Raw genomic sequence first — 18,687 nt, 5'->3', positions numbered from 1 at the left:
AACTGGGGAAAGGTGTGGGCGATAGCCACGGAGATTCGCATGATCGACCTGTATACCGCCGCCACCCCCAACGGCCATAAAGCGTCCATCGCACTGGAAGAGTTACAGCTGCCGTACACCGTGCAGGCTTTGAGTTTCGACAAGCAGGAACAGAAGGCCGCGGCCTTTCTCAAAATCAATCCCAATGGCCGTATTCCGGCGATTGTCGACCGTGCTAACGATGACTTCGCCGTGTTCGAGTCCGGCGCCATTCTGCTGTACCTCGCCGAGAAAACCGGCCAGCTGCTGCCCAGCGATGCCAAGGGCCGCTCGCGGGTGATTCAGTGGCTGATGTTCCAGATGGGCGGGGTCGGCCCGATGCAGGGCCAGGCCAATGTGTTCTTCCGCTACTTCCCGGAGAAGCTGCAAGGCCCGATCGACCGTTATCAGCACGAAACCCGCCGTCTTTATGAAGTGCTCGACACGCGCCTTGGCGAGTCACAATACCTGGCTGACGATTACAGCATCGCTGACATTGCCACCTACCCCTGGGTGCGTATCCACGACTGGGCCGGTGTGTCCGTCGACGGTCTTGAGCATCTGCAGCGCTGGATGGCTGAAGTGGCTGCACGTCCTGCGGTGCAGCGCGGTTTGCTGGTGCCACAGCGCGAAGCTGATGGTGAAAAAGTTGTCAAAGCCGCCCAAGCGATGTTGATCAAATGAGCCGCGCTAATCGTTACAGCCTTGGTTTGAGCCTGCTGCTGGTCAGCGCCATGGCCTGCGCTGATGTCCCAGGCAGCCAGGATCTCGACGTTCTGCCACGCTTTGCCAACAGCAAGATTGTCACGTTCAAAAACCTCGCCGAGCAGGAGCGTATTTACCCGCAGGGTGCGATTCGCCGTATCAGTGGCACCTTGCGCTATGAGCGTGAGGTGACGGTGCAGGGCCCACTGACCGCCGTGACCTATGAGCTGCCACGTACCCACTCGGCCAATGAAGCCTTTGCTCACGCCCGTGAGGCCCTCCAGGCGCAGGATGCGCAGTTGCTCTACTGGTGTGTGGGCCGTGAATGTGGTTCCAGCAGCCTGTGGGCCAATGCGGTATTCGGCAATGCCGCCCTGACCGGTTCCGATGATCAGCAAAGCTACGCCTTGCTGCGATTGGCCGCGCCACGCCAGGACAGCCTGCTGGCGCTGTACAGCATTACCCGTGGCAACAAGCGTGCCTATCTGCATAGTGAACTGCTGGCGGCCAACGCGCCGTTGCCTGAGCTGTTGCCGACACCGGCCACCCTGCAGCGTCAGCTCAAGGGCAGCGGTGAACTGCGCATCAGCCAGCAGGTCGAACCCAGCACGGTCTGGGTTGAACTGCTGGCACGCACGCTCAAACTCGACAGCACACTGCGTATCAGCATCAGTGGCGCTCAGGCCGAGGCCTGGCGCGAAGCCCTGATCGAGCAGCGGGTGCGCGCCAGTCGCCTGGAGTTGGGTGAGCCTGATGCCAGTGGTGTGCAACTCAACGTGCTGCGTTAAACGCCTATTTGCCGGTAACCTTGCCGTACTTCACTCTTTCGGCTCTGCCCCCTGTGGCAGAGCCTTTTTGCGTTTTGCCGGGAGCTATTTGAATGGCCAATAACGATCGCCTGCTGGTGCAGATCCTGCTGTTGGCCTTGCTGGGCGCCAGCCTGTGGGTGTTGGCACCGTTCTGGTCGGCACTGTTCTGGGCGGCGGTGCTGTCGTTTGCCAGCTGGCCGGTGATGCGTGTGCTGACCCGTTTGCTCGGTGGTCGCCAGGCCACGGCCGCCGGTGTGCTGACCCTGGTGTGGACCCTGTTGGTGGCCGTGCCGCTGATCATGCTTGGGCTGAATCTGGCTGATCACATCAAGGATTTGACCGGCCTGCTCAAGGATTTTCAGGTCGATGGCCTACCGCCGGCACCGACCTGGCTGGTCGAGGTGCCGTTGATCGGGACCAATCTGTTGGGCTTCTGGCAAACCATCGACCAGCAGGGCGCCGCACTATTCGCCACGGTGCAGCCGTACCTGGGGCAGGTGGGCAATTGGTTGCTGGCACGCAGTGCGCGGATTGGCGGCGGCATGGTCGAGTTGGCGTTGAGCCTGGTGCTGGTGTTCTTCTTCTACCGTGATGGCCCGCGCCTGGCGGCTTTTGCCGAGAGCCTGCTGGAGCGGCTGATCGGTGATCGCGCCGAACATTACCTGGAGCTGGTCGCCGGTACCGTGCAACGGGTGGTCAACGGGGTGATCGGCACCGCAGCGGCGCAGGCAATTCTGGCCTGGATCGGCTTCACCATCGCCGGAGTCCCGGGGGCGCTGATATTGGGCATTCTGACCTTCGGTTTCAGCCTGATCATGGTACCGCCGCTGATCTGGGGGCCCGCCGTGGCCTGGTTGTTCTGGCAGGGCGAAGTCGGTATGGGCATCTTCCTGCTGGTCTGGGGCTTCTTCGTGATCAGCGGCGTGGACAACATCCTCAAACCTTATTTGATCAGCCGTGGCGGCAACCTGCCGCTGATCGTGGTGCTGCTCGGGGTCTTCGGCGGCATCCTGGCATTTGGCTTTATGGGCCTGTTCCTCGGTCCAACCTTGTTGGCCGTGGCCTATAGCCTGTTGAGCGACTGGGTCGGCGCACCGCCTGGCCAGCCAGTAACGCAACAGCCCGAGAACCGCGACACAGCGCACAGCTGATAGTACGTGCTGCCAACCTGCCGAGTTGTTCGAGCGGGTTGGCATTTTCAGTGGGTTTCCTGCGGTCCCGCTTGGTCGCCGCCAAGCCGGGTGGTAGCCTTGCCGCGCTTTGCAGCGGCCTTTGGCTGCTGCACCTCAAGCCATATGCCGCGCCCCTGGCGTTGCCTGCGGCAACAGGGAAGACCCTCAACCAAGCAACGGACATACCCCATGAAGAAAGTTCTAGGCAGCGCCATCGGCGTTATTGTCGCCCTTGGCGCATTGAGCACGGCTGGCGCCTGGTACACCGGCCAGCAGCTGCCTGAGGTGCTGGATACCTCGATCAAGAAGGCCAACGAGGACATGGCCAAGACCCTGCCAGCCGTCGGCTTCAGCGCCACGGTCGAGCTGCTTTCACTGCAGCAGCAGCTGTTCAGCAGCGATGCGCGTTACCGCATCAAACTGGTCGGCAGTCTGGATGGCGAGGCCCCGGCCAACTTCGAATGGACGGTGACGGATCATATCGAGCACGGCCCTTTCCCGCTGTCGCGGCTCAAGGCACTCAAGTTGCTGCCCGTAATGGCCACCAGCAATTACGCTCTGGAGCGCAGCCCCGAGCTGGAGAAGTGGTTCGCCGCCAGCCAGGACGGTGCGCCGCTGCAAGGTCAGGTCAGCCTCGGTTATGACCGCTCGATGCAAGGTGACATGCGCTTGCAGCCGCTGCAGATGGATCTGGATGAGCAGACACGCATCGATTTCAGTGGCCTGAACATCGACTTTGACACCACGGCCGATGCAGAGCAGATCGCCGCCAGCGGGGTGATGGACAGTTTCAAGGTCAGCGCCAAATTGGCCAGCGATGAAAGCATGCGTCTTGAATTCAAGGGCATGAGCCTCAACAGCAACACTCGCAAGGGCGTCAGTGATTTCTACCTGGGGCAGAACGAGGTGCGCTTGCAGCAGATTGAACTGCAAGTTGGCGAAAACGCCCCCATCCTGTTCAAGGATTTCGTCCAGCGTGATGAAACCAGCGAAGCCAATCAGCAGCTCTCGGCGCGTTACAGCTATGACGTCGGCATGATCAGCTACCAAGGCACCGATATCGGTTCCTCGCAGATGCACTGGACCGTGAAAAACCTCGATGCCACCGCCCTGCAATCGATGGTCGAGCTGTACGGCACATTGCTCAAGGGCGGTAAGGTCGACAGCGAAAGTGGCATGCCACAGCTGACTGACGCGCAAACCGAGCAGTTCAAGGCTGATCTGGAAAAACTGCTGGCCGGTAAACCGGGCCTGGCACTGGAAAAACTGGCCTTCAAGACCGCCAACGGCGAGAGCAGCTTCAGCTTTGGTCTGGACCTGAACAAGCCGGTGTCCTTCGACCTGCCTGCGCCTGAGCTGGCCAAGCAGCTGATCGCTCAGCTGGATGCAAAACTGCTGGTGTCCAAGGCGATGATTGCCGATGTAATTGGCGTGCAGGCCACTCTGGCCGGTGAAACCGACAAGGAAGCGATTGCCCAGCAGGCTGCAATGGTCGGTGAAATGGCCAGTGGTATGGCGGTGGCCAGCGAGCTGGCCGTGCTGCAGGGCGAGGACATCAGCTCCAGCCTGCATTACGCCAACGACCAGGTGACCTTCAACGGCAAGCAGATGACCGTCGAACAATTCGTCGCGCTGGCCATGAGCAGTGGCGGTGGTTTGGCGGGCATGGCCCCTGAAGCCCCAGCCGAGGAAATGCTGCTGAAAGAAAGCGAGGCTGAAAGCCCCATTCAGTAACGCTTTCAGCGCTACGTTCTAGACGTAGCGAGCGACATATACGGCCAGACGACCTGTAAAGCAGGGCGTCTGGCCGTTTTTGTTTGTCCACGGCCTGCGATCTTTACGCTTTCTTTATGCCGGGCGGCATCGCTCGCACTCGTTCCTTTACGCCCTGTCTGTCGACAATTTGTTCCAAGCGGTAGTTGCCGCAACAAGGAGCAAACACATGAGCATTCTCGACGGGGTGTCCCTCGGCCTGGCCTTGGGACTTTTCATCTATCTGCTGGTTGCGCTGCTGCGCGCCGATCAGGCGTAGGGGTGCATATGTACAGTTACGATTTCACCTTGATCCTGGCGTTTTTTGTCCTGGTTCTGCTGCCGGCGCCCTTTATCGGGCGTTACCTGTACCGCGTGATGGAAGGCGAAAATACCTGGCTCAGCCCCGTGCTGCAGCCGGTCGAGCGGCTGTGCTACCGGATCGCTGGGGTCGATAGCAACCGCGAGCAGGACTGGAAAAGCTACAGCCTGGCCTTGTTGGCCTTCACCCTGATCAGCCTGCTGACGCTGTTCAGCATTCTGATGTTGCAAGGCAGTCTGCCGCTCAACCCGCAAGAGTTGCCGGGGCTGGAGTGGACGCTGGCGTTCAACACCGCCGTGAGTTTCGTCACCAATACCAACTGGCAGGCGTATAGCGGCGAAGCGCAGATGAGCTACTTCAGCCAGATGGTTGGCTTGGGCGTGCAGAACTTCGTCAGCCCAGCGGTTGGCCTGGCCGTGCTGGTGGTGTTCTGCCGCGGTATCGCTCGGCGTTCGAGCAACAGCGTCGGTAACTTCTGGGTTGATCTGACCCGTGCCACACTCTACGGTCTGTTGCCGTTCTGCCTGGTTCTGGCGCTGTTTCTGGTGTGGCAGGGCGTACCGCAGACCTTCCTCGAATACGTTACCGCACACACGATTGGCGGTACCGATCAGGTCGTGCCACTGGGCCCGGCAGCCAGCCAGATTGCCATCAAGCAACTGGGCACCAACGGCGGCGGCTTCTTCGGCGTCAACTCGGCGCACCCGTTCGAGAACCCGACGGCCTGGAGCAACCTGTTTGAGGTGGCCTCGATCATCCTGATTCCCGCTGCGCTGCTGTTCACCTTTGGCCATTACGTCAAAGACCTGCGCCAGAGCCGCGCGCTGTTGGCCTGCATGCTGATTTTGTTCAGTGTCGGTCTGGGCGGCACGCTGTATGCCGAGCATCAGCCGAACCCGGCGTTGGCCGCATTGCCGATTGAGCAAAGCGGTTCGCTGGAAGGCAAGGAAAGCCGCTTCGGCACCACAGCCTCGGCACTGTGGGCGGTGACCACCACGGCCGCCTCCAACGGCTCGGTGAATGCCATGCACGACAGCTTCAGCGCGCTGGGCGGGATGATCCCGCTGTTCAACATGATGCTCGGTGAAGTGATCTTCGGCGGCGTCGGTGCGGGTCTCTACGGCATGCTGCTGTTTGTGCTGATTGCGGTGTTTCTTGCTGGCCTGATGATCGGCCGCACCCCGGAATACCTTGGCAAAAAGCTCGAAGCTCGCGAAGTTCGCCTGCTGGTGGCCACCTTGCTGGTAATGCCGATTGGCGTGCTGGTATTCGGCGCCCTGGCGTCCAGCCTGCCGGGCCCTGCGGCCTCGGTCACCAACCCAGGCGCCCACGGCTTTAGCCAGATTCTTTATGCCTACACCTCGGGTACCGCCAACAACGGCTCGGCCTTTGGCGGCTTTGGTGCCAACACGCCGTACCACAACCTGATGATTGGTCTGGCCATGTTGCTCGGTCGTTTCGGCTACATCCTGCCGATTCTGGCGATTGCCGGCAGCCTGGCGGCGAAGAAGCGCGCGCCGGTGGGCAGCAACAGCTTCCCGACCCACGGCCCGCTGTTTGTCACCTTGCTGACCCTGACCATTCTGCTGGTCGGCGGCCTGACCTTCCTGCCGGCACTGGCCCTCGGCCCGATTGCCGAGCACATGACTCTGTTTCAGGGCTTCTAAGGGAGAACCATGATGAATGCCCGTATTGAACCGGCGCTGAACAGCGCCCAGCAACACCCGAAAACCTCGCTCGCTGCATTGTGGAAGCCGGCGCTGCGCCAGGCTTTCGTCAAGCTTGATCCACGCCAGCTGCTGCGCTCACCAGTGATGCTGGTGGTCGAGCTGACCGCCGTGGTGACCACCGTGCTGTGCTTTATCCCCAACCCTCAGGTCTCCACCGGCCTGGCCGTGCAGATTGCTTTGTGGCTGTGGTTTACCGTGCTGTTTGCCAACTTTGCAGAGGCCCTCGCCGAGGGTCGTGGCAAGGCCCGTGCCGACAGCCTCAAGGCCGGTAGCCAGGGGCTCAATGCCCGCCGGCAGAAGGGGCAGCAGTTCGAGACCGTGGCAGCCAGCAGCCTGCGTCGTGGGGATATCGTGCGGGTCGAGTCCGGCGAGCTGATCCCCGGCGACGGTGAAGTGATCGAAGGGATTGCGGCGGTCAACGAAGCGGCGATTACCGGCGAATCCGCGCCGGTGATCCGTGAGTCCGGCGGCGACCGTTCGGCCGTCACTGGCAATACCCGGGTGGTCTCCGACTGGTTGCTGGTCAAGATCACCAGTAATCCTGGCGAGTCCACCCTGGACCGGATGATCGCCCTGGTTGAAGGCGCCAAGCGGCAGAAGACGCCTAACGAAGTGGCGCTGGATATTCTGCTGATCGGCCTGACCCTGATTTTCCTGCTGGTGGTGGCGACGCTGCAGCCGTTCGCTCGTTTCGCTGATGGCGACCTGCCGCTGGTGTACCTGGTGGCGCTGCTGGTGACGTTGATTCCCACCACCATCGGCGGGCTCCTCTCGGCCATCGGCATCGCCGGCATGGACCGCCTGGTGCGCCTGAACGTGATTGCCAAGTCTGGCCGTGCAGTGGAAGCGGCGGGGGACGTGCACGTACTGTTGCTCGACAAGACCGGCACCATCACCTTCGGTAACCGCCGTTGCAGTGCGCTCTACAAAGCGCCAGGGGTATCCGGCAAGCAGCTCAGTGATGCCGCGTTACTGGCTTCGCTGGCGGACGACACCGCCGAAGGCAAATCGATTGTCGAATACCTGCGTGCTCTGAGCACCCTGGCCGAGCCTGAGCGCAGTGCGATCAAGTCGATTGCCTTCAGTGCCGAGACGCGCCTCTCTGGTGCCGACTACAACGGTCATAGCTACCGCAAGGGCGCGGTGGATGCGGTGCTGCTTTATCTGGGCATCGAGCGCAGCGACGTGCCGCCGGTATTGGCCCGTGAAATCGAGAAGATCGCCCAGAGTGGCGGCACGCCCTTGCTGGTGGCCGGTGATGGTCAGTTGCTCGGCGCCATTCACCTCAAAGACGTGGTCAAGCCAGGTATTCGTGAGCGTTTCGCCGAGCTGCGCGCCATGGGCATCCGTACCGTGATGGTGACCGGCGACAACCCGTTGACTGCTGCTGCCATCGCCGCCGAAGCGGGCGTCGATGACCTGATTGCCGAGGCCACGCCGGAGAAGAAGCTGCAGCGCATTCGCAGCGAGCAGGCCGAAGGCAAGATGGTCGCGATGTGCGGCGACGGTGCCAACGACGCACCGGCGCTGGCCCAGGCTGACGTTGGCCTGGCGATGAACGATGGTACTCAGGCGGCGCGTGAGGCGGCCAACCTGGTTGACCTCGACAGTGACCCGACCAAGCTGCTCGACGTGGTGCAGGTGGGCAAGGAGTTGCTGGTGACCCGCGGCGCGCTGACCACCTTCTCGGTGGCCAACGATGTGGCCAAGTACTTCGCCATCCTCCCGGCGCTGTTTACCGGCATCTACCCGCAGCTTGGCGCGCTCAACCTGATGCAGCTGCACAGCCCGCAGAGCGCGATTCTTTCGGCGATTGTGTTCAACGCGCTGATCATCGTCGCGTTGATTCCGCTGGCCCTGCGTGGGGTGCGTGTGCAGGCCGCCGATGCTGCCAGCCTGCTGCGCCGCAACCTGTTGATCTACGGCCTGGGCGGCCTGGTGGCGCCCTTTGTCGGGATCAAGCTGATTGATCTGCTGTTGGTGGCCGTCGGCCTTGTTTAAGCAACCGTGGGGTGACCATCCACCCCACAAACTGGAGAATCATCATGTTTAAGCAGATCCGCCCAGCCATTAGCCTGCTGGCGTTTATGACCCTGGTCACCGGCGTGGTTTATCCGCTGACCGTCACCGGCGTGGCGCAGCTGGCGTTCCCGGCACAGGCCAATGGCAGCCTGCTGCACAATCAGCAAGGCGACGTACTCGGCAGTGCGTTATTGGCGCAACCCTTCGAGGGTTCGCAATGGTTTCAGCCGCGTCCGTCTGCCGGTGGTTACGCCACCGTGGCCAGTGGTGCGAGCAACCTGGCACCGAGCAACCCGGCATTGGCCGAGCGTATCGCCGCAGATGCCCAGCGCTTGCAGGCTGAAGGGCAAGGTGCAGTGCCCATGCAACTGGTGACCACCTCCGGCAGCGGTCTTGATCCGCATCTGTCAGCCGAGGCTGCCCGTTATCAGGTCGCGCGGATTGCCGCCGTGCGGGGAATTCCGGCCAGCCGTCTGGAACGGCTGATCCAGCAGCATGTGCAAAGCCCGCTGGTGGGGCCGCCGGTGGTCAATGTGCTGGCGCTGAACCTGGCGCTGGCCGACAATTCGCCTCCCGCACAAGCTGAGTAACCTGCATGAGTGATGCCGTACGCGCCGATGCCCTGCTCGATGAAATGCCGCGAGAAGGGCGCGGCCGGCTAAAGGTCTTTCTCGGAGCGGCGCCCGGCGTAGGTAAGACCTACGCCATGTTGCAGGCGGCGCAGGCGCAATTGCGCCAGGGCGTCGACCTGCGCGTGGGTGTGGTCGAGACCCACGGCCGTGCGGAAACCGAGGCCATGCTTACCGGCTTGCCACAACAGCCGCAGCAGCAGTTGGTATACCGTGGCGTGACGCTGAGCGAGATGGACCTCGACGGCATTCTGGCCAAGCCGCCAAAGCTGCTGCTGGTCGATGAGCTGGCGCACAGCAATGCTCCCGGCAGCCGTCACAGCAAACGCTGGCAGGATGTACAGGAACTGCTGGATGCCGGCATCGATGTTTACACCACGGTCAACGTGCAGCACCTCGAAGCACTGAATGATCAGGTGCGCGATATCACAGGGGTGCAGGTGCGCGAAACCCTGCCGGACTGGGTGCTGCAGGAAGCCGACGAGATTCTGCTGATCGACCTGCCGCCGCGTGAGCTGCTGGAGCGCCTGCGCGAGGGCAAGGTGTATGTGCCGGAGCAGGCACGTGCGGCTATCGATGCGTTTTTCAGCCAGACCAACCTCACCGCCCTGCGTGAGTTGGCGATGCAGACTGCCGCGGCGCGGGTCGATGCCGACCTGAGTCAACGTTACCGCCAGCAAGGCCAGCAGGCACCGGCAGTGCGTGGCCGCTTGCTGGTCGGTATCGATGGCGATGAGCAGGCCGAACGCCTGGTCCGGCATGCCTGTCGGGTGGCCGAACGGCGTCATCTGCCCTGGTCGGTGGTCTATGTGGATACCGGCGGTGAGCGCGATGAAACCCGCCTGAGTTACCTGCAGGGCGCGCAGCAGCTGGCCGAACGCCTGGGCGGCGAGGTGGTCAGCCTGCGCGGCAGCGAGGTGGCGAAAACCCTGATCGAGCATGCCCGTGAACGCCGCGCCAGCCTGATTCTGGTGGGCCGCAGTCGGCAACGCTTGAGGCGTATCTGGCGCCTGGGCCGTGGCCTGGCCGAGCGTTTGCTGCAACTGGGAAAGGGCCTGGAAATCAGCGTGCTGGACACTCAGGTGAGTCATGCGCCGGCATTGTCGCGGGCGCGGCAACCGCTGGTCTGGCGTCATTACCTGCTGGCGTTGCTGGCAACTGTGTTGGCGTCCGTTGTGGCGTTGGGTCTGTCCCGCGTGCTGGAACTGCCAAACATCTCGCTGATCATGCTCGCAGCGGTGCTGATGGTGGCCGTACGCAGCAGCTTTGGACCGGCCATGGCCTGCGCCGGGCTTTCGTTTCTGGCGTACAACTTTCTGTTTATCCCGCCAACCTTGACCCTGACCATTGACCGTCAGCAGGACGTGCTGACCCTGCTGTTCTTTCTGCTGATGGCTGGCCTCACCGGTAACCTGGCCAGCCGTCAGCGTCGGCAGTTGCAAGCCTTGCGTGAGGCGCAGCGTGAGACCAGTGCGCTGCTGGAATTGTCACGCAAACTCACCGCCGCCACTGACCGGCAGGCGGTATTGGCCGCTGCGACGCAGCAACTGGAACTCTGGCAGGACGTGGAAATTGGCCTGTTGTCGCGTAGCCAGGATGGCCTGTGGAGAGTCGAGGCGGGCGTACAGCGCCTGCTCACTGACCAGGAACGGGCGGCGGCGGACTGGTCGTGGCAACACGATCAACCGGCCGGGCTGGGCACCGGCACCTTGCCGGATGGGCGTTGGTGGTGGTTGCCGCTATCCGGTGAAGACGGGCCGTTGTTGCTGCTCGGTATCAGCCCTAAGGATGGCAGGGCCTTGCCGGCTGAACGACGGCGGCTGCTCACAGCGCTGGGCCAGCCCCTGGCCCAGGCGCTGGAGCGCGCGCAGTTGGCCGAAGACCTGGAGGCCGCACGCCTGCACGGTCAAACCGAGGAGTTGCGCAGCGCGCTGCTGGCCTCGGTGTCCCATGACCTGCGCACGCCACTGACCGCCATGCGCGGCTCGATCGACAGCCTGTTGGCGCTGGGTGAGCAGATTCCCCTGGCTGACCGCCGCGAGTTGTTGGAAGGCACCCGCGATGAAGCCGAGCGCCTTGATCGCTATATCCAGAACCTGCTGGACATGACCCGCCTGGGGCACGGTGGCTTGAAACTGGCGCGTGATTGGGTCGCGCCGGCAGACATTGTTGCCAGCGCATTGCAGCGCCTGCGTCCCGTGCTGGCGCCGCTGCAGGTGCAATTGCAGGTGCCGCAGCAGTTGCCACTGCTCTATGTGCATGCGGCGCTGATCGAGCAGGCGCTGGTCAATGTGCTGGAGAACGCCGCACGCTTCTCTCCGGCGCAAGGGCGGCTGGCGGTGGCTGTTGCAGCGGATGCCACGGAACTGCGCTTTAGTGTCAGTGACCAGGGGCCGGGTATTCCTGAGCATGAGCGCACGAAGATTTTCGATATGTTCTACACCGCTGCCCGGGGTGATCGCGGCGGGCAGGGCACTGGCCTAGGCCTGGCGATCTGCCAGGGCATGCTCGGCGCCCATGGCGGCCGGGTGACAGTGGGGGAAGGGCTGGATGGCCAGGGCGCAAGCCTGACCCTGCACTTGCCGTTGCACACCCAGCCGCAAATGGAAGAAGAACAGTGATGGATAGCCAATGAGCCAAAACCCCGCGACCATTCTGGTTATCGATGACGAAGCGCAAATTCGCAAATTCCTGCGCATCAGCCTTACGGCCCAGGGCTACAAGGTGCTGGAAGGCGCTACGGGCCAGGAAGGCCTGGCCCAGGCTGCGCTGAGCAAGCCGGACCTGGTGGTGCTCGACCTCGGTCTGCCGGATATGGACGGCCAGCAGGTACTGCGCGAGCTGCGCGCCTGGTCGCAGGTGCCGGTATTGGTGCTGTCGGTGCGCGCCAGCGAGGGTGAAAAGGTTCTGGCGCTGGATGGCGGCGCCAATGACTACGTGACCAAACCCTTTGGTATTCAGGAATTCCTCGCCCGCGTGCGCGTGCTGCTGCGCTTGTCCGGCGGTGTGGAGCAGGCCAGCGCGGCGGTCAGCAGCGGTCCGCTGCTGGTGGATTTCGCCTACCGCCGGGTCAGCCTGGATGGTGTGGAAGTCAGCCTGACCCGCAAGGAATATGCCGTGCTGGCGCAACTGGCCAAGCATATCGGCCGGGTGGTGACCCAGCAGCAACTGCTCAAGGACATCTGGGGCCCGACCCACGGCGAAGACAGCCACTACCTGCGCGTAGTGGTCGGCCACCTGCGGCAGAAGCTCGGCGACGACCCCACCGCGCCGCGCTTTATCGTCACCGAGGCCGGGGTTGGCTATCGCCTGCGTGAAGCTTAACGGTCGCCACGCTCGTACTTATCGAGGGTATCGCTGGCGATCTGCCGGCCAAGCATGATCAGCTCTGGCGCCTTGTAGAACTCGAAGAAGCGGCACACCCGCTTGGGCACATTGATCAGAATGTCTGGCGGGTAGCCGGCGATCTTGTATTGCGCCAGTGAGGTCTGCATGACCTCGAAACTCTGGTTTATCAGCTCCAGCAGCGAGGCCGGGCCGCTGAGGTCGGCGACCCGTGAGCCGCTGGCGGATTTTGGCGCAGCGGGTTTATCCAAGTTGCCACGGACGTTCTGCTGCCAGGGGTTGATGGCTTCAGGCAGCACGGCATGGCTCTGGTCTTCCAGCAGAAGCAGTTCGTCGTCCTCGCCCTGTTTGCGTTTGAACGAGGGCAGGCGAGAGCCGAGGGAGCTCATCAGCAGGTCGAAGCGGCCCTTGAGCGCGGGCGCGCGCTCGATCACCGGCAGCTCGTAGTGCTGCTGGTTGGTCGAGTTGAGGTTGACCGCGATGATCAGATCGCAGTGGCTGGAGACCACCGGAACGATGGGCAGGGGGTTGAGCAGGCCGCCATCGACCAGCATGCGCTTGCCTTGCACCACCGGGGTGAACAGGCTTGGAATCGCTGCGGAAGCGCGCATGGCCTGGTGCAGGCAGCCTTCCTGGAACCAGATTTCCTGCTGGTTGGTCAGGTCGGTGGCCACGGCGGTGAAAGGAATCTGCAGTTCTTCGATGTTGATCTCGCCGACTATTTCGCGAATCTTGCCGAAGACTTTTTCACCGCGAATCGCGCCCAGGCGAAAGCTCACATCGAGCAGGCGCAGCACATCCAGATAATCCAGGCTCTGCGTCCATTCGCGGTATTCATTGAGTTTGCCGGCGGCGTAGATGCCGCCGACTACCGCGCCCATGGAGCAGCCGGCAATGCAGGCGATTTCATAGCCACGGGCTTCCAGCTCCTCGATTACGCCGATGTGTGCATAACCGCGCGCACCACCGGAGCCCAATACCAGCGCAATGCGCTTACTCATCCTGATGTCCCCCATCACTATTTATCTGGCGAACATACGCGCCGTGTCGCACGCCGCCAAGGCGCGATTTGCTAGTATCCAGCGCGATCAGTTTACCCGCTGTGGCTGGCTAGAGCGGTTGCAAGGGGTTGGCACTTTTGCCTGTTCTGCGCGTCTTAGTGGCTGTATTGATGCATCGCAATCATTGACGGCGATGCGTTGTGCTGCCGAGTCAATCGTCTGTCTATTTGCAGGAGTTACCTGATGAAACTGTGGATCGTGTTGCCCATGCTGCTGTTGGTGCTGAGCGGTTGTGCGGGGAAAACGGCTTATCGCAACAGCTGCGCCAATCAGCTGGACGCCGCCTGGCGCGAGCTGGACCTGGCCAAGGCCGAGGGTTTCGCCGGTACGGTGAGTTACTCCAAGGCACTGTCGCTGCTCACCGCGGCGAAAACCCAGCAGCAGTTCGAGGCTTACAAGGGCTGTACGGCGAAGTCCGAGCGCGCCCGTTTCTATATCCGTGAGTCGCGAGCAGGTCGCTGATGCAACTGGATTTCAAGGCCCTCGCGCCGCTTGAACGCTACCGCTGGTTGGCGTCGACCATTACCCCGCGGCCGATTGCCTGGGTTTCCACGCAATCGGCTGAGGGCATCAGCAACCTGGCGCCGTTCAGCTTCTTTCAGGTGATCAGTGATGATCCACCGACGCTGATGGTCAACGTCAATCACCGCGCCGATGGTGGCCTGAAAGACACCCTGTTGAATGTGCAGGCCAACGGCGAGTTGGTGATTCAGCTTGTGTCCTTTGCTCAGGCCGAGGCGATGAATGCCAGCGCGGCGGTGCTGCCTTATGGCATCAGCGAGTTCGAGCAGTGCAGTATCGCCAGCCAGCCTTCGCAGCGAGTCGCACCGCCTCGGGTGGCCGGTGCGGCGGTGGCCTTTGAGTGCCGGGTGGCACAGATTCAGGCTTACCCGGCAGATAAGCCCAACTGCCATCTGATCTTCGCCGAAGTGCTGTTGGCGCATATCGATGATGCGGTGCTGGACGAACGGGGCCGTATCGATGCTCACAAACATGATCTGGTCGGGCGTCTGGGTGGCATGGCTTATACCCGCACCCGCGACACCTTCGAGATGCAGCGCCCGAGCTGAGGTGTTCGGACGCCAGCGCTTCAAGCAAAGGCGAAAATAATCGTCCTCGGTGTGAAAGTGCAGGTTATCGGCACAGATTCGTGAGCAAAGGTAACTTTGCTCTTTGCCGACCCCATCTCGGCCCAGTAGCATCGATCCACTTGCATAAGGAGTGAGCGATGCGCACGAAATTAGATGCCTGCCTGGACTCGATCAATCAGGTGGTTCTGGGCAAGGAGGCGCAGGTTCGACTGGCAATGACCTGCCTGTTGGCGCGTGGTCACCTGCTGATCGAGGACTTGCCTGGCATGGGGAAAACCACCCTCAGCCACGCCCTGGCCAAGGTATTGGGCCTGAGTTTTCAGCGTATCCAGTTCACCTCCGACCTGCTGCCCGGCGACATCCTCGGCACCTCGGTGTTCGACAAGGACACCGGGCAGTTCATCTTCCATCCGGGGCCGATCTTTGCCGAGTTGGTGCTGGCCGATGAGATCAACCGTGCCACGCCGAAAAGCCAGAGTGCGCTGCTCGAAGCCATGGAGGAGGGCCAGGTGACCATCGAGGGCGCGACACGGCCACTGCCCGAACCCTTCTTCGTGATTGCCACGCAGAACCCGGTGAGCCAGGGCGGTACCTTTGCCTTGCCCGAGTCGCAGCTTGACCGTTTTCTGATGCGCCTGTCCTTGGGCTATCCCGGCAAGGCAGCGGAAAAATCCCTGCTGCTTGGTGACTCGCGGCGTTCGCTGTTGCCGACCCTATCCGCGTTGTTGGATCACCGCGAACTGGCGCTGGTGCAGGCAGAAATTCCTAAGGTGCGGGCCAGCGATGCCCTTATCGACTACGTGCTGCGCCTGGTCGATGCCACCCGTACCCAGCCGCAGTTCGCCTGGGGCTTGTCACCACGGGCCAGTCTGGCGTTGTTGGCGGCGGCGCGTGCCTGGGCCTTCCTCGCCGGGCGTGATTATGTGATTCCGGAAGATGTGCAGGCCGTACTGCCCTCAGTGGTTGGCCATCGCCTGCGTGAACGCGCCGACCCGGCCGGGCATGGTGCCGGTAGTCTGGTGCAATGGTTGCTGCGTGAGGTGCCGGCGCTTTGATCGCCCAGCTCAGACCACGCTGGAACCGCTGGCTGGCGCGGCGGATTCCGGCTGCGGCCAGCGTGCGGCTGAATCAGCGGCGAATTTTTATCATCCCCAGTCGGGTCGGTGCGGCTTTTATGCTGGCGCTGCTGTTGATGCTGCTGGCAGCGATCAACTACCAGAACAGCCTGGCCTATGGCCTGACCTTCCTCCTGGCCTCGGTGTTTATCGTGGCCATCCTGCACACCTACCGCAACCTGGCTGGGCTGATCCTCAAGGCCGGTACTGCGCCGGCGGTATTTGTCGGTGAGCCCGCCAGTTTTCGTGTGCGTCTGGAAAGCAGCCAGCGACCCCATCAGGCCGTCAGTCTGGGCTGGCCACCGGCCGATTTACAGACGCTGGATGTGCCGGCGCAGGGTGTGAGCGAATCTCAGCTAAACCTGCCGGCGCTGCAGCGCGGCTGGCTACGCCCTGGTCGTCTGCGAGTCGAGAGCCGTTTTCCGCTGGGGATTCTGGTGGCCTGGAGCTGGGTCGATCTGGATCAGCAGGTGCTGGTCTACCCACGGCCTTTGCCGGGTGATTTGCCGCTGTCCGCCGGTGCCAGTGAGGATCAGGACGAGGAGGGCAGCCGGCCCCATGGTCAGGGTGTAGATGACTATCAGGGACTGAAGACCTATCAGCCGGGCGACTCCAAACGCCGCTTGCACTGGAAGGCCTATTCCCGAGGCCAAGGCCTGCTGGTCAAGGATTTTGCCTCGATCAGCGGGCGTGATCTGTACCTGGATTTCGACGCTTTGGCCGGTGATGTGGAAACGCGCCTGTCGTTGCTCTGCCACTGGGTATTGCAGTTATCCGAGCGGCAGCAGCCGTTTGCCCTGAGCCTGCCGGGGCAGGTATTGGGCGCTGACAGTGGTGAGTTGCACCGCGATGCCTGCCTGCGCGCCCTGGCGCTGTTCGGGCGTGCGCCATGAGCCGGCTTACCGCGATTCCACGCATCAGCCTGACCTGGCTGTTGGTGGCGCAGGTGCTGGTGATCATTCCCCATCTGACGCATTTACCGCTGTGGATTATCGGTCTGTGGCTGGGCAGCGCCGCCTGGCGCATCCAGATTTTCCGCATGCGTGCGCGCTACCCGAATGCCTGGGCCAAGGGCGCTTTGATGCTGGCTGCAGCCCTTGGGGTGTTTCTTTCCCGTGGCAGCCTGATCGGTCTGGATGCTGGGGTGGTGCTGCTGGTGGCAGCGTTTGTGCTGAAACTGCTGGAGATGCGTACGCGGCGTGATGCGTTGGTGCTGGTGTTTCTGGGCTTCTTTGTGGTGGTCACCGCCTACCTCTTCGATGACAGCATGCTGATGGCTTTTTACAGCCTGTTGCCGGTGACGGCATTGTTGGCCGCGCTGATCGGGCTGCAGCAGAGCAGCCTGGCCGAGCAACCCTGGCCGACCGCGCGCCTGGCCGGTGGGATGCTCCTGCAGGCGCTACCGGTGATGTTGCTGCTGTTTGTGTTCTTTCCGCGCATGGGGCCGCTGTGGTCCTTGCCGGTGCCGAATGACAAGGCCACGACTGGGCTGTCGGACAGCATGGCCCCGGCGGATATCGCCGATTTGAGTCGCTCTGCAGCGCTGGCCTTTCGCGCCAGTTTCAAGGGGCAAACGCCGCCGCGCAGTGAGCTGTATTGGCGTGCGTTGACTCTGGACCGTTTCGATGGGCGGCGCTGGTCACAGTCCGACTACGCCGAGTTCGCTCCGGGCGCGCAGTGGCTCAAGCAAGGTGAGGCGCTGAGCTACAGCATCGTCATGCAGCCCAGTTCACAGCGTTGGTTGTTTGCCCTGGATGTGGCGCAAACCTCGCTGGAGCAGACCCGGCAGATGAGTGATTTTCGCCTGCAACGCCGTTTGCCAGTGGATCGCTCTTTGATCTATCAGGTCACCTCCTGGCCGCAGGCGCAGCGTGAGTTGCAGCCGGCTCCGGAGACCTTGCGCCGCGCCCTGCAGCTGCCGGATCAGGGCGAACCACGCAGCCGTGCCTGGGCCGCTCAGCTCAAACGTGAACATGCACAACCCGAACAGCTGGTGCAGGCGCTGCTTCGCCACTTCAATCGTGAACCCTTTGCCTACACCCTGACCCCGCCAACCTTAGGGGTGAACAATATCGATGATTTTCTGTTCGAGACCCGTAGCGGCTTTTGCGCCCACTATGCCGGGGCCATGACCTATGTGCTGCGTGCCGCTGGTATCCCGGCGCGGGTGGTGGCCGGTTATCAGGGCGGCGAGTACAACCCCGCGGGCAACTATGTGCAGGTGCGCCAGTTCGATGCCCATGCCTGGGTCGAATACTGGCAAGCGGGGCAAGGCTGGGTCAGCGTTGATCCGACTTTCCAGGTGGCTCCCGAACGGGTGGAAATGGGGCTGGAAGAAGCCCTGGCCGGGGAGCAGAGCTTTCTTGAGGACTCGCCTTTTTCGCCGCTGCGTTATCGCAACCTCAGTTGGCTGAATGAGCTGCGCCTGGCTTGGGACAACCTCAACTACGGCTGGCAGCGTTGGGTGCTGGGCTATCAGAGCCAGCAGCAGCTGGAGTTTCTCCAACGCTGGCTGGGCCGGGTGGATGCTCAGTCGCTGGTGCTCGGCCTGGTGGGTGGCGGTGGCCTATTGCTGGGTTTGCTGGCGCTGTGGCTGTTCAAACCCTGGCAGCGCGAGCGCGATGTGCAGCAACGGCTGTTCCGTCGTTTCGAAACCTTGCTGGCGCGTCATGGTGTGCCGCGCAAGCCCGGCGAAGGGCCGCGCGATTATGCCGCGCGGGCTGCGCAGCAGTTACCTGAGCAGGCCCAGGCAATTGCTGCGTTTGCCGCCGCGTTCGAGGCGCAGCGTTATGCCGGGCAGGCGCTGGTCCCGGCTCAGTTGCGTATGCACCTGAATGTGCTGCGCAAGGCCCTGCCTTGGCGTTTTACCCGTCTGGAGCCCTAGTGCCGACTTGTTTGGTGGTCGCGTGTCTGCTG

The 18,687-nt window shown here is 62.4% G+C and carries 16 protein-coding genes; 15 read left to right on the top strand and 1 reads right to left on the bottom strand.

Annotated elements, in window-relative coordinates:
* Window positions 1–39: 39 nt before the first annotated feature.
* The 10 genes from ACOCLD_RS13725 to ACOCLD_RS13680 all read left to right on the top strand — a co-directional run bounded on the left by ACOCLD_RS13725 (window position 40) and on the right by ACOCLD_RS13680 (window position 12,483).
* Window positions 40–702 (top strand): glutathione S-transferase family protein, encoded by a 663-nt coding sequence (locus ACOCLD_RS13725; RefSeq protein ID WP_170048825.1) that lies wholly within the window; start codon window positions 40–42, stop codon window positions 700–702.
* On the top strand, window positions 699–1,511 hold the full coding sequence (locus tag ACOCLD_RS13720) for a DUF4892 domain-containing protein (RefSeq protein WP_422909564.1): 813 nt from the start codon (window positions 699–701) through the stop codon (window positions 1,509–1,511). The genes ACOCLD_RS13725 and ACOCLD_RS13720 overlap by 4 nt, the downstream gene beginning before the upstream one ends.
* Window positions 1,512–1,603: 92 nt before the next feature.
* Window positions 1,604–2,683 (top strand): AI-2E family transporter, encoded by a 1,080-nt coding sequence (locus ACOCLD_RS13715; protein ID WP_422909563.1) that lies wholly within the window; start codon window positions 1,604–1,606, stop codon window positions 2,681–2,683.
* Window positions 2,684–2,893: 210 nt separating this feature from the next.
* A complete protein-coding gene (locus ACOCLD_RS13710; RefSeq protein WP_422909562.1) occupies window positions 2,894–4,438 on the top strand; it encodes a YdgA family protein in 1,545 nt (514 codons plus the stop codon).
* Between the two features lie 208 nt (window positions 4,439–4,646).
* On the top strand, window positions 4,647–4,736 hold the full coding sequence (kdpF, locus tag ACOCLD_RS13705; RefSeq protein WP_090253391.1) for a K(+)-transporting ATPase subunit F: 90 nt from the start codon (window positions 4,647–4,649) through the stop codon (window positions 4,734–4,736).
* Window positions 4,737–4,744: 8 nt separating this feature from the next.
* A complete protein-coding gene (gene kdpA, locus ACOCLD_RS13700; protein WP_422909561.1) occupies window positions 4,745–6,445 on the top strand; it encodes a potassium-transporting ATPase subunit KdpA in 1,701 nt (566 codons plus the stop codon).
* A gap of 12 nt (window positions 6,446–6,457) precedes the next feature.
* Window positions 6,458–8,509 carry a potassium-transporting ATPase subunit KdpB gene (kdpB, locus tag ACOCLD_RS13695; protein WP_422909560.1) on the top strand — a complete coding sequence of 684 codons (2,052 nt, stop codon included), beginning with the start codon at window positions 6,458–6,460 and terminating at the stop codon, window positions 8,507–8,509.
* Between the two features lie 44 nt (window positions 8,510–8,553).
* Window positions 8,554–9,120: a potassium-transporting ATPase subunit KdpC gene (gene kdpC, locus ACOCLD_RS13690; protein ID WP_422909559.1), complete on the top strand. Its 567-nt coding sequence runs from the start codon at window positions 8,554–8,556 to the stop codon at window positions 9,118–9,120.
* 5 nt (window positions 9,121–9,125) lie between these two features.
* Complete coding sequence (locus ACOCLD_RS13685; RefSeq protein WP_422909558.1) at window positions 9,126–11,780, top strand: DUF4118 domain-containing protein; 2,655 nt, start codon at window positions 9,126–9,128, stop codon at window positions 11,778–11,780.
* A gap of 10 nt (window positions 11,781–11,790) precedes the next feature.
* Window positions 11,791–12,483, top strand: a complete 693-nt coding sequence (locus tag ACOCLD_RS13680) for a response regulator (RefSeq protein WP_422909557.1) — start codon at window positions 11,791–11,793, stop codon at window positions 12,481–12,483.
* Here ACOCLD_RS13680 and ACOCLD_RS13675 read toward each other — a convergent pair.
* Window positions 12,480–13,505 (bottom strand): patatin-like phospholipase family protein, encoded by a 1,026-nt coding sequence (locus ACOCLD_RS13675; RefSeq protein ID WP_422909556.1) that lies wholly within the window; start codon window positions 13,503–13,505, stop codon window positions 12,480–12,482. The genes ACOCLD_RS13680 and ACOCLD_RS13675 overlap by 4 nt on opposite strands.
* Before the next feature lie 243 nt (window positions 13,506–13,748).
* Between ACOCLD_RS13675 and ACOCLD_RS13670 the strand changes: the two genes are divergently transcribed.
* From ACOCLD_RS13670 to ACOCLD_RS13650, 5 genes are all read left to right on the top strand, one after another.
* Window positions 13,749–14,027, top strand: a complete 279-nt coding sequence (locus ACOCLD_RS13670) for a hypothetical protein (protein ID WP_257778301.1) — start codon at window positions 13,749–13,751, stop codon at window positions 14,025–14,027.
* Entirely contained in the window at window positions 14,027–14,635 is a 609-nt protein-coding gene (locus ACOCLD_RS13665) for a flavin reductase family protein (RefSeq protein ID WP_422909555.1), read from the top strand. Before ACOCLD_RS13670 ends, ACOCLD_RS13665 begins: the two co-directional genes overlap by 1 nt.
* 158 nt (window positions 14,636–14,793) lie before the next feature.
* Window positions 14,794–15,711 (top strand): AAA family ATPase, encoded by a 918-nt coding sequence (locus ACOCLD_RS13660; protein ID WP_257778303.1) that lies wholly within the window; start codon window positions 14,794–14,796, stop codon window positions 15,709–15,711.
* Window positions 15,708–16,664, top strand: coding sequence for a DUF58 domain-containing protein (locus ACOCLD_RS13655; protein WP_233685047.1), 957 nt, complete (start codon window positions 15,708–15,710; stop codon window positions 16,662–16,664). The genes ACOCLD_RS13660 and ACOCLD_RS13655 overlap by 4 nt, the downstream gene beginning before the upstream one ends.
* Window positions 16,661–18,655 carry a transglutaminase TgpA family protein gene (locus ACOCLD_RS13650; protein WP_422909554.1) on the top strand — a complete coding sequence of 665 codons (1,995 nt, stop codon included), beginning with the start codon at window positions 16,661–16,663 and terminating at the stop codon, window positions 18,653–18,655. Before ACOCLD_RS13655 ends, ACOCLD_RS13650 begins: the two co-directional genes overlap by 4 nt.
* Window positions 18,656–18,687: the final 32 nt, after the last annotated feature.

The sequence above is a fragment of the Pseudomonas cimarronensis genome (genome assembly GCF_049331905.1).
GTDB lineage: Bacteria > Pseudomonadota > Gammaproteobacteria > Pseudomonadales > Pseudomonadaceae > Aquipseudomonas.
The sequence above is the reverse complement of the archived record's forward strand: the minus strand, read 5'-3'. Positions and strand labels throughout refer to the sequence as shown.

What these genes read in the sequence shown, in the direction of transcription:
- ACOCLD_RS13725 (WP_170048825.1), top strand. Translation starts at nt 40, where the DNA reads ATGATCGACCTGTATACCGCCGCCACCCCCAACGGCCATAAAGCGTCC.
- ACOCLD_RS13720 (WP_422909564.1), top strand. Translation starts at nt 699, where the DNA reads ATGAGCCGCGCTAATCGTTACAGCCTTGGTTTGAGCCTGCTGCTGGTC.
- ACOCLD_RS13715 (WP_422909563.1), top strand. Translation starts at nt 1,604, where the DNA reads ATGGCCAATAACGATCGCCTGCTGGTGCAGATCCTGCTGTTGGCCTTG.
- ACOCLD_RS13710 (WP_422909562.1), top strand. Translation starts at nt 2,894, where the DNA reads ATGAAGAAAGTTCTAGGCAGCGCCATCGGCGTTATTGTCGCCCTTGGC.
- kdpF (WP_090253391.1), top strand. Translation starts at nt 4,647, where the DNA reads ATGAGCATTCTCGACGGGGTGTCCCTCGGCCTGGCCTTGGGACTTTTC.
- kdpA (WP_422909561.1), top strand. Translation starts at nt 4,745, where the DNA reads ATGTACAGTTACGATTTCACCTTGATCCTGGCGTTTTTTGTCCTGGTT.
- kdpB (WP_422909560.1), top strand. Translation starts at nt 6,458, where the DNA reads ATGAATGCCCGTATTGAACCGGCGCTGAACAGCGCCCAGCAACACCCG.
- kdpC (WP_422909559.1), top strand. Translation starts at nt 8,554, where the DNA reads ATGTTTAAGCAGATCCGCCCAGCCATTAGCCTGCTGGCGTTTATGACC.
- ACOCLD_RS13685 (WP_422909558.1), top strand. Translation starts at nt 9,126, where the DNA reads ATGAGTGATGCCGTACGCGCCGATGCCCTGCTCGATGAAATGCCGCGA.
- ACOCLD_RS13680 (WP_422909557.1), top strand. Translation starts at nt 11,791, where the DNA reads ATGAGCCAAAACCCCGCGACCATTCTGGTTATCGATGACGAAGCGCAA.
- ACOCLD_RS13675 (WP_422909556.1), bottom strand. Translation starts at nt 13,505, where the DNA reads ATGAGTAAGCGCATTGCGCTGGTATTGGGCTCCGGTGGTGCGCGCGGT.
- ACOCLD_RS13670 (WP_257778301.1), top strand. Translation starts at nt 13,749, where the DNA reads ATGAAACTGTGGATCGTGTTGCCCATGCTGCTGTTGGTGCTGAGCGGT.
- ACOCLD_RS13665 (WP_422909555.1), top strand. Translation starts at nt 14,027, where the DNA reads ATGCAACTGGATTTCAAGGCCCTCGCGCCGCTTGAACGCTACCGCTGG.
- ACOCLD_RS13660 (WP_257778303.1), top strand. Translation starts at nt 14,794, where the DNA reads ATGCGCACGAAATTAGATGCCTGCCTGGACTCGATCAATCAGGTGGTT.
- ACOCLD_RS13650 (WP_422909554.1), top strand. Translation starts at nt 16,661, where the DNA reads ATGAGCCGGCTTACCGCGATTCCACGCATCAGCCTGACCTGGCTGTTG.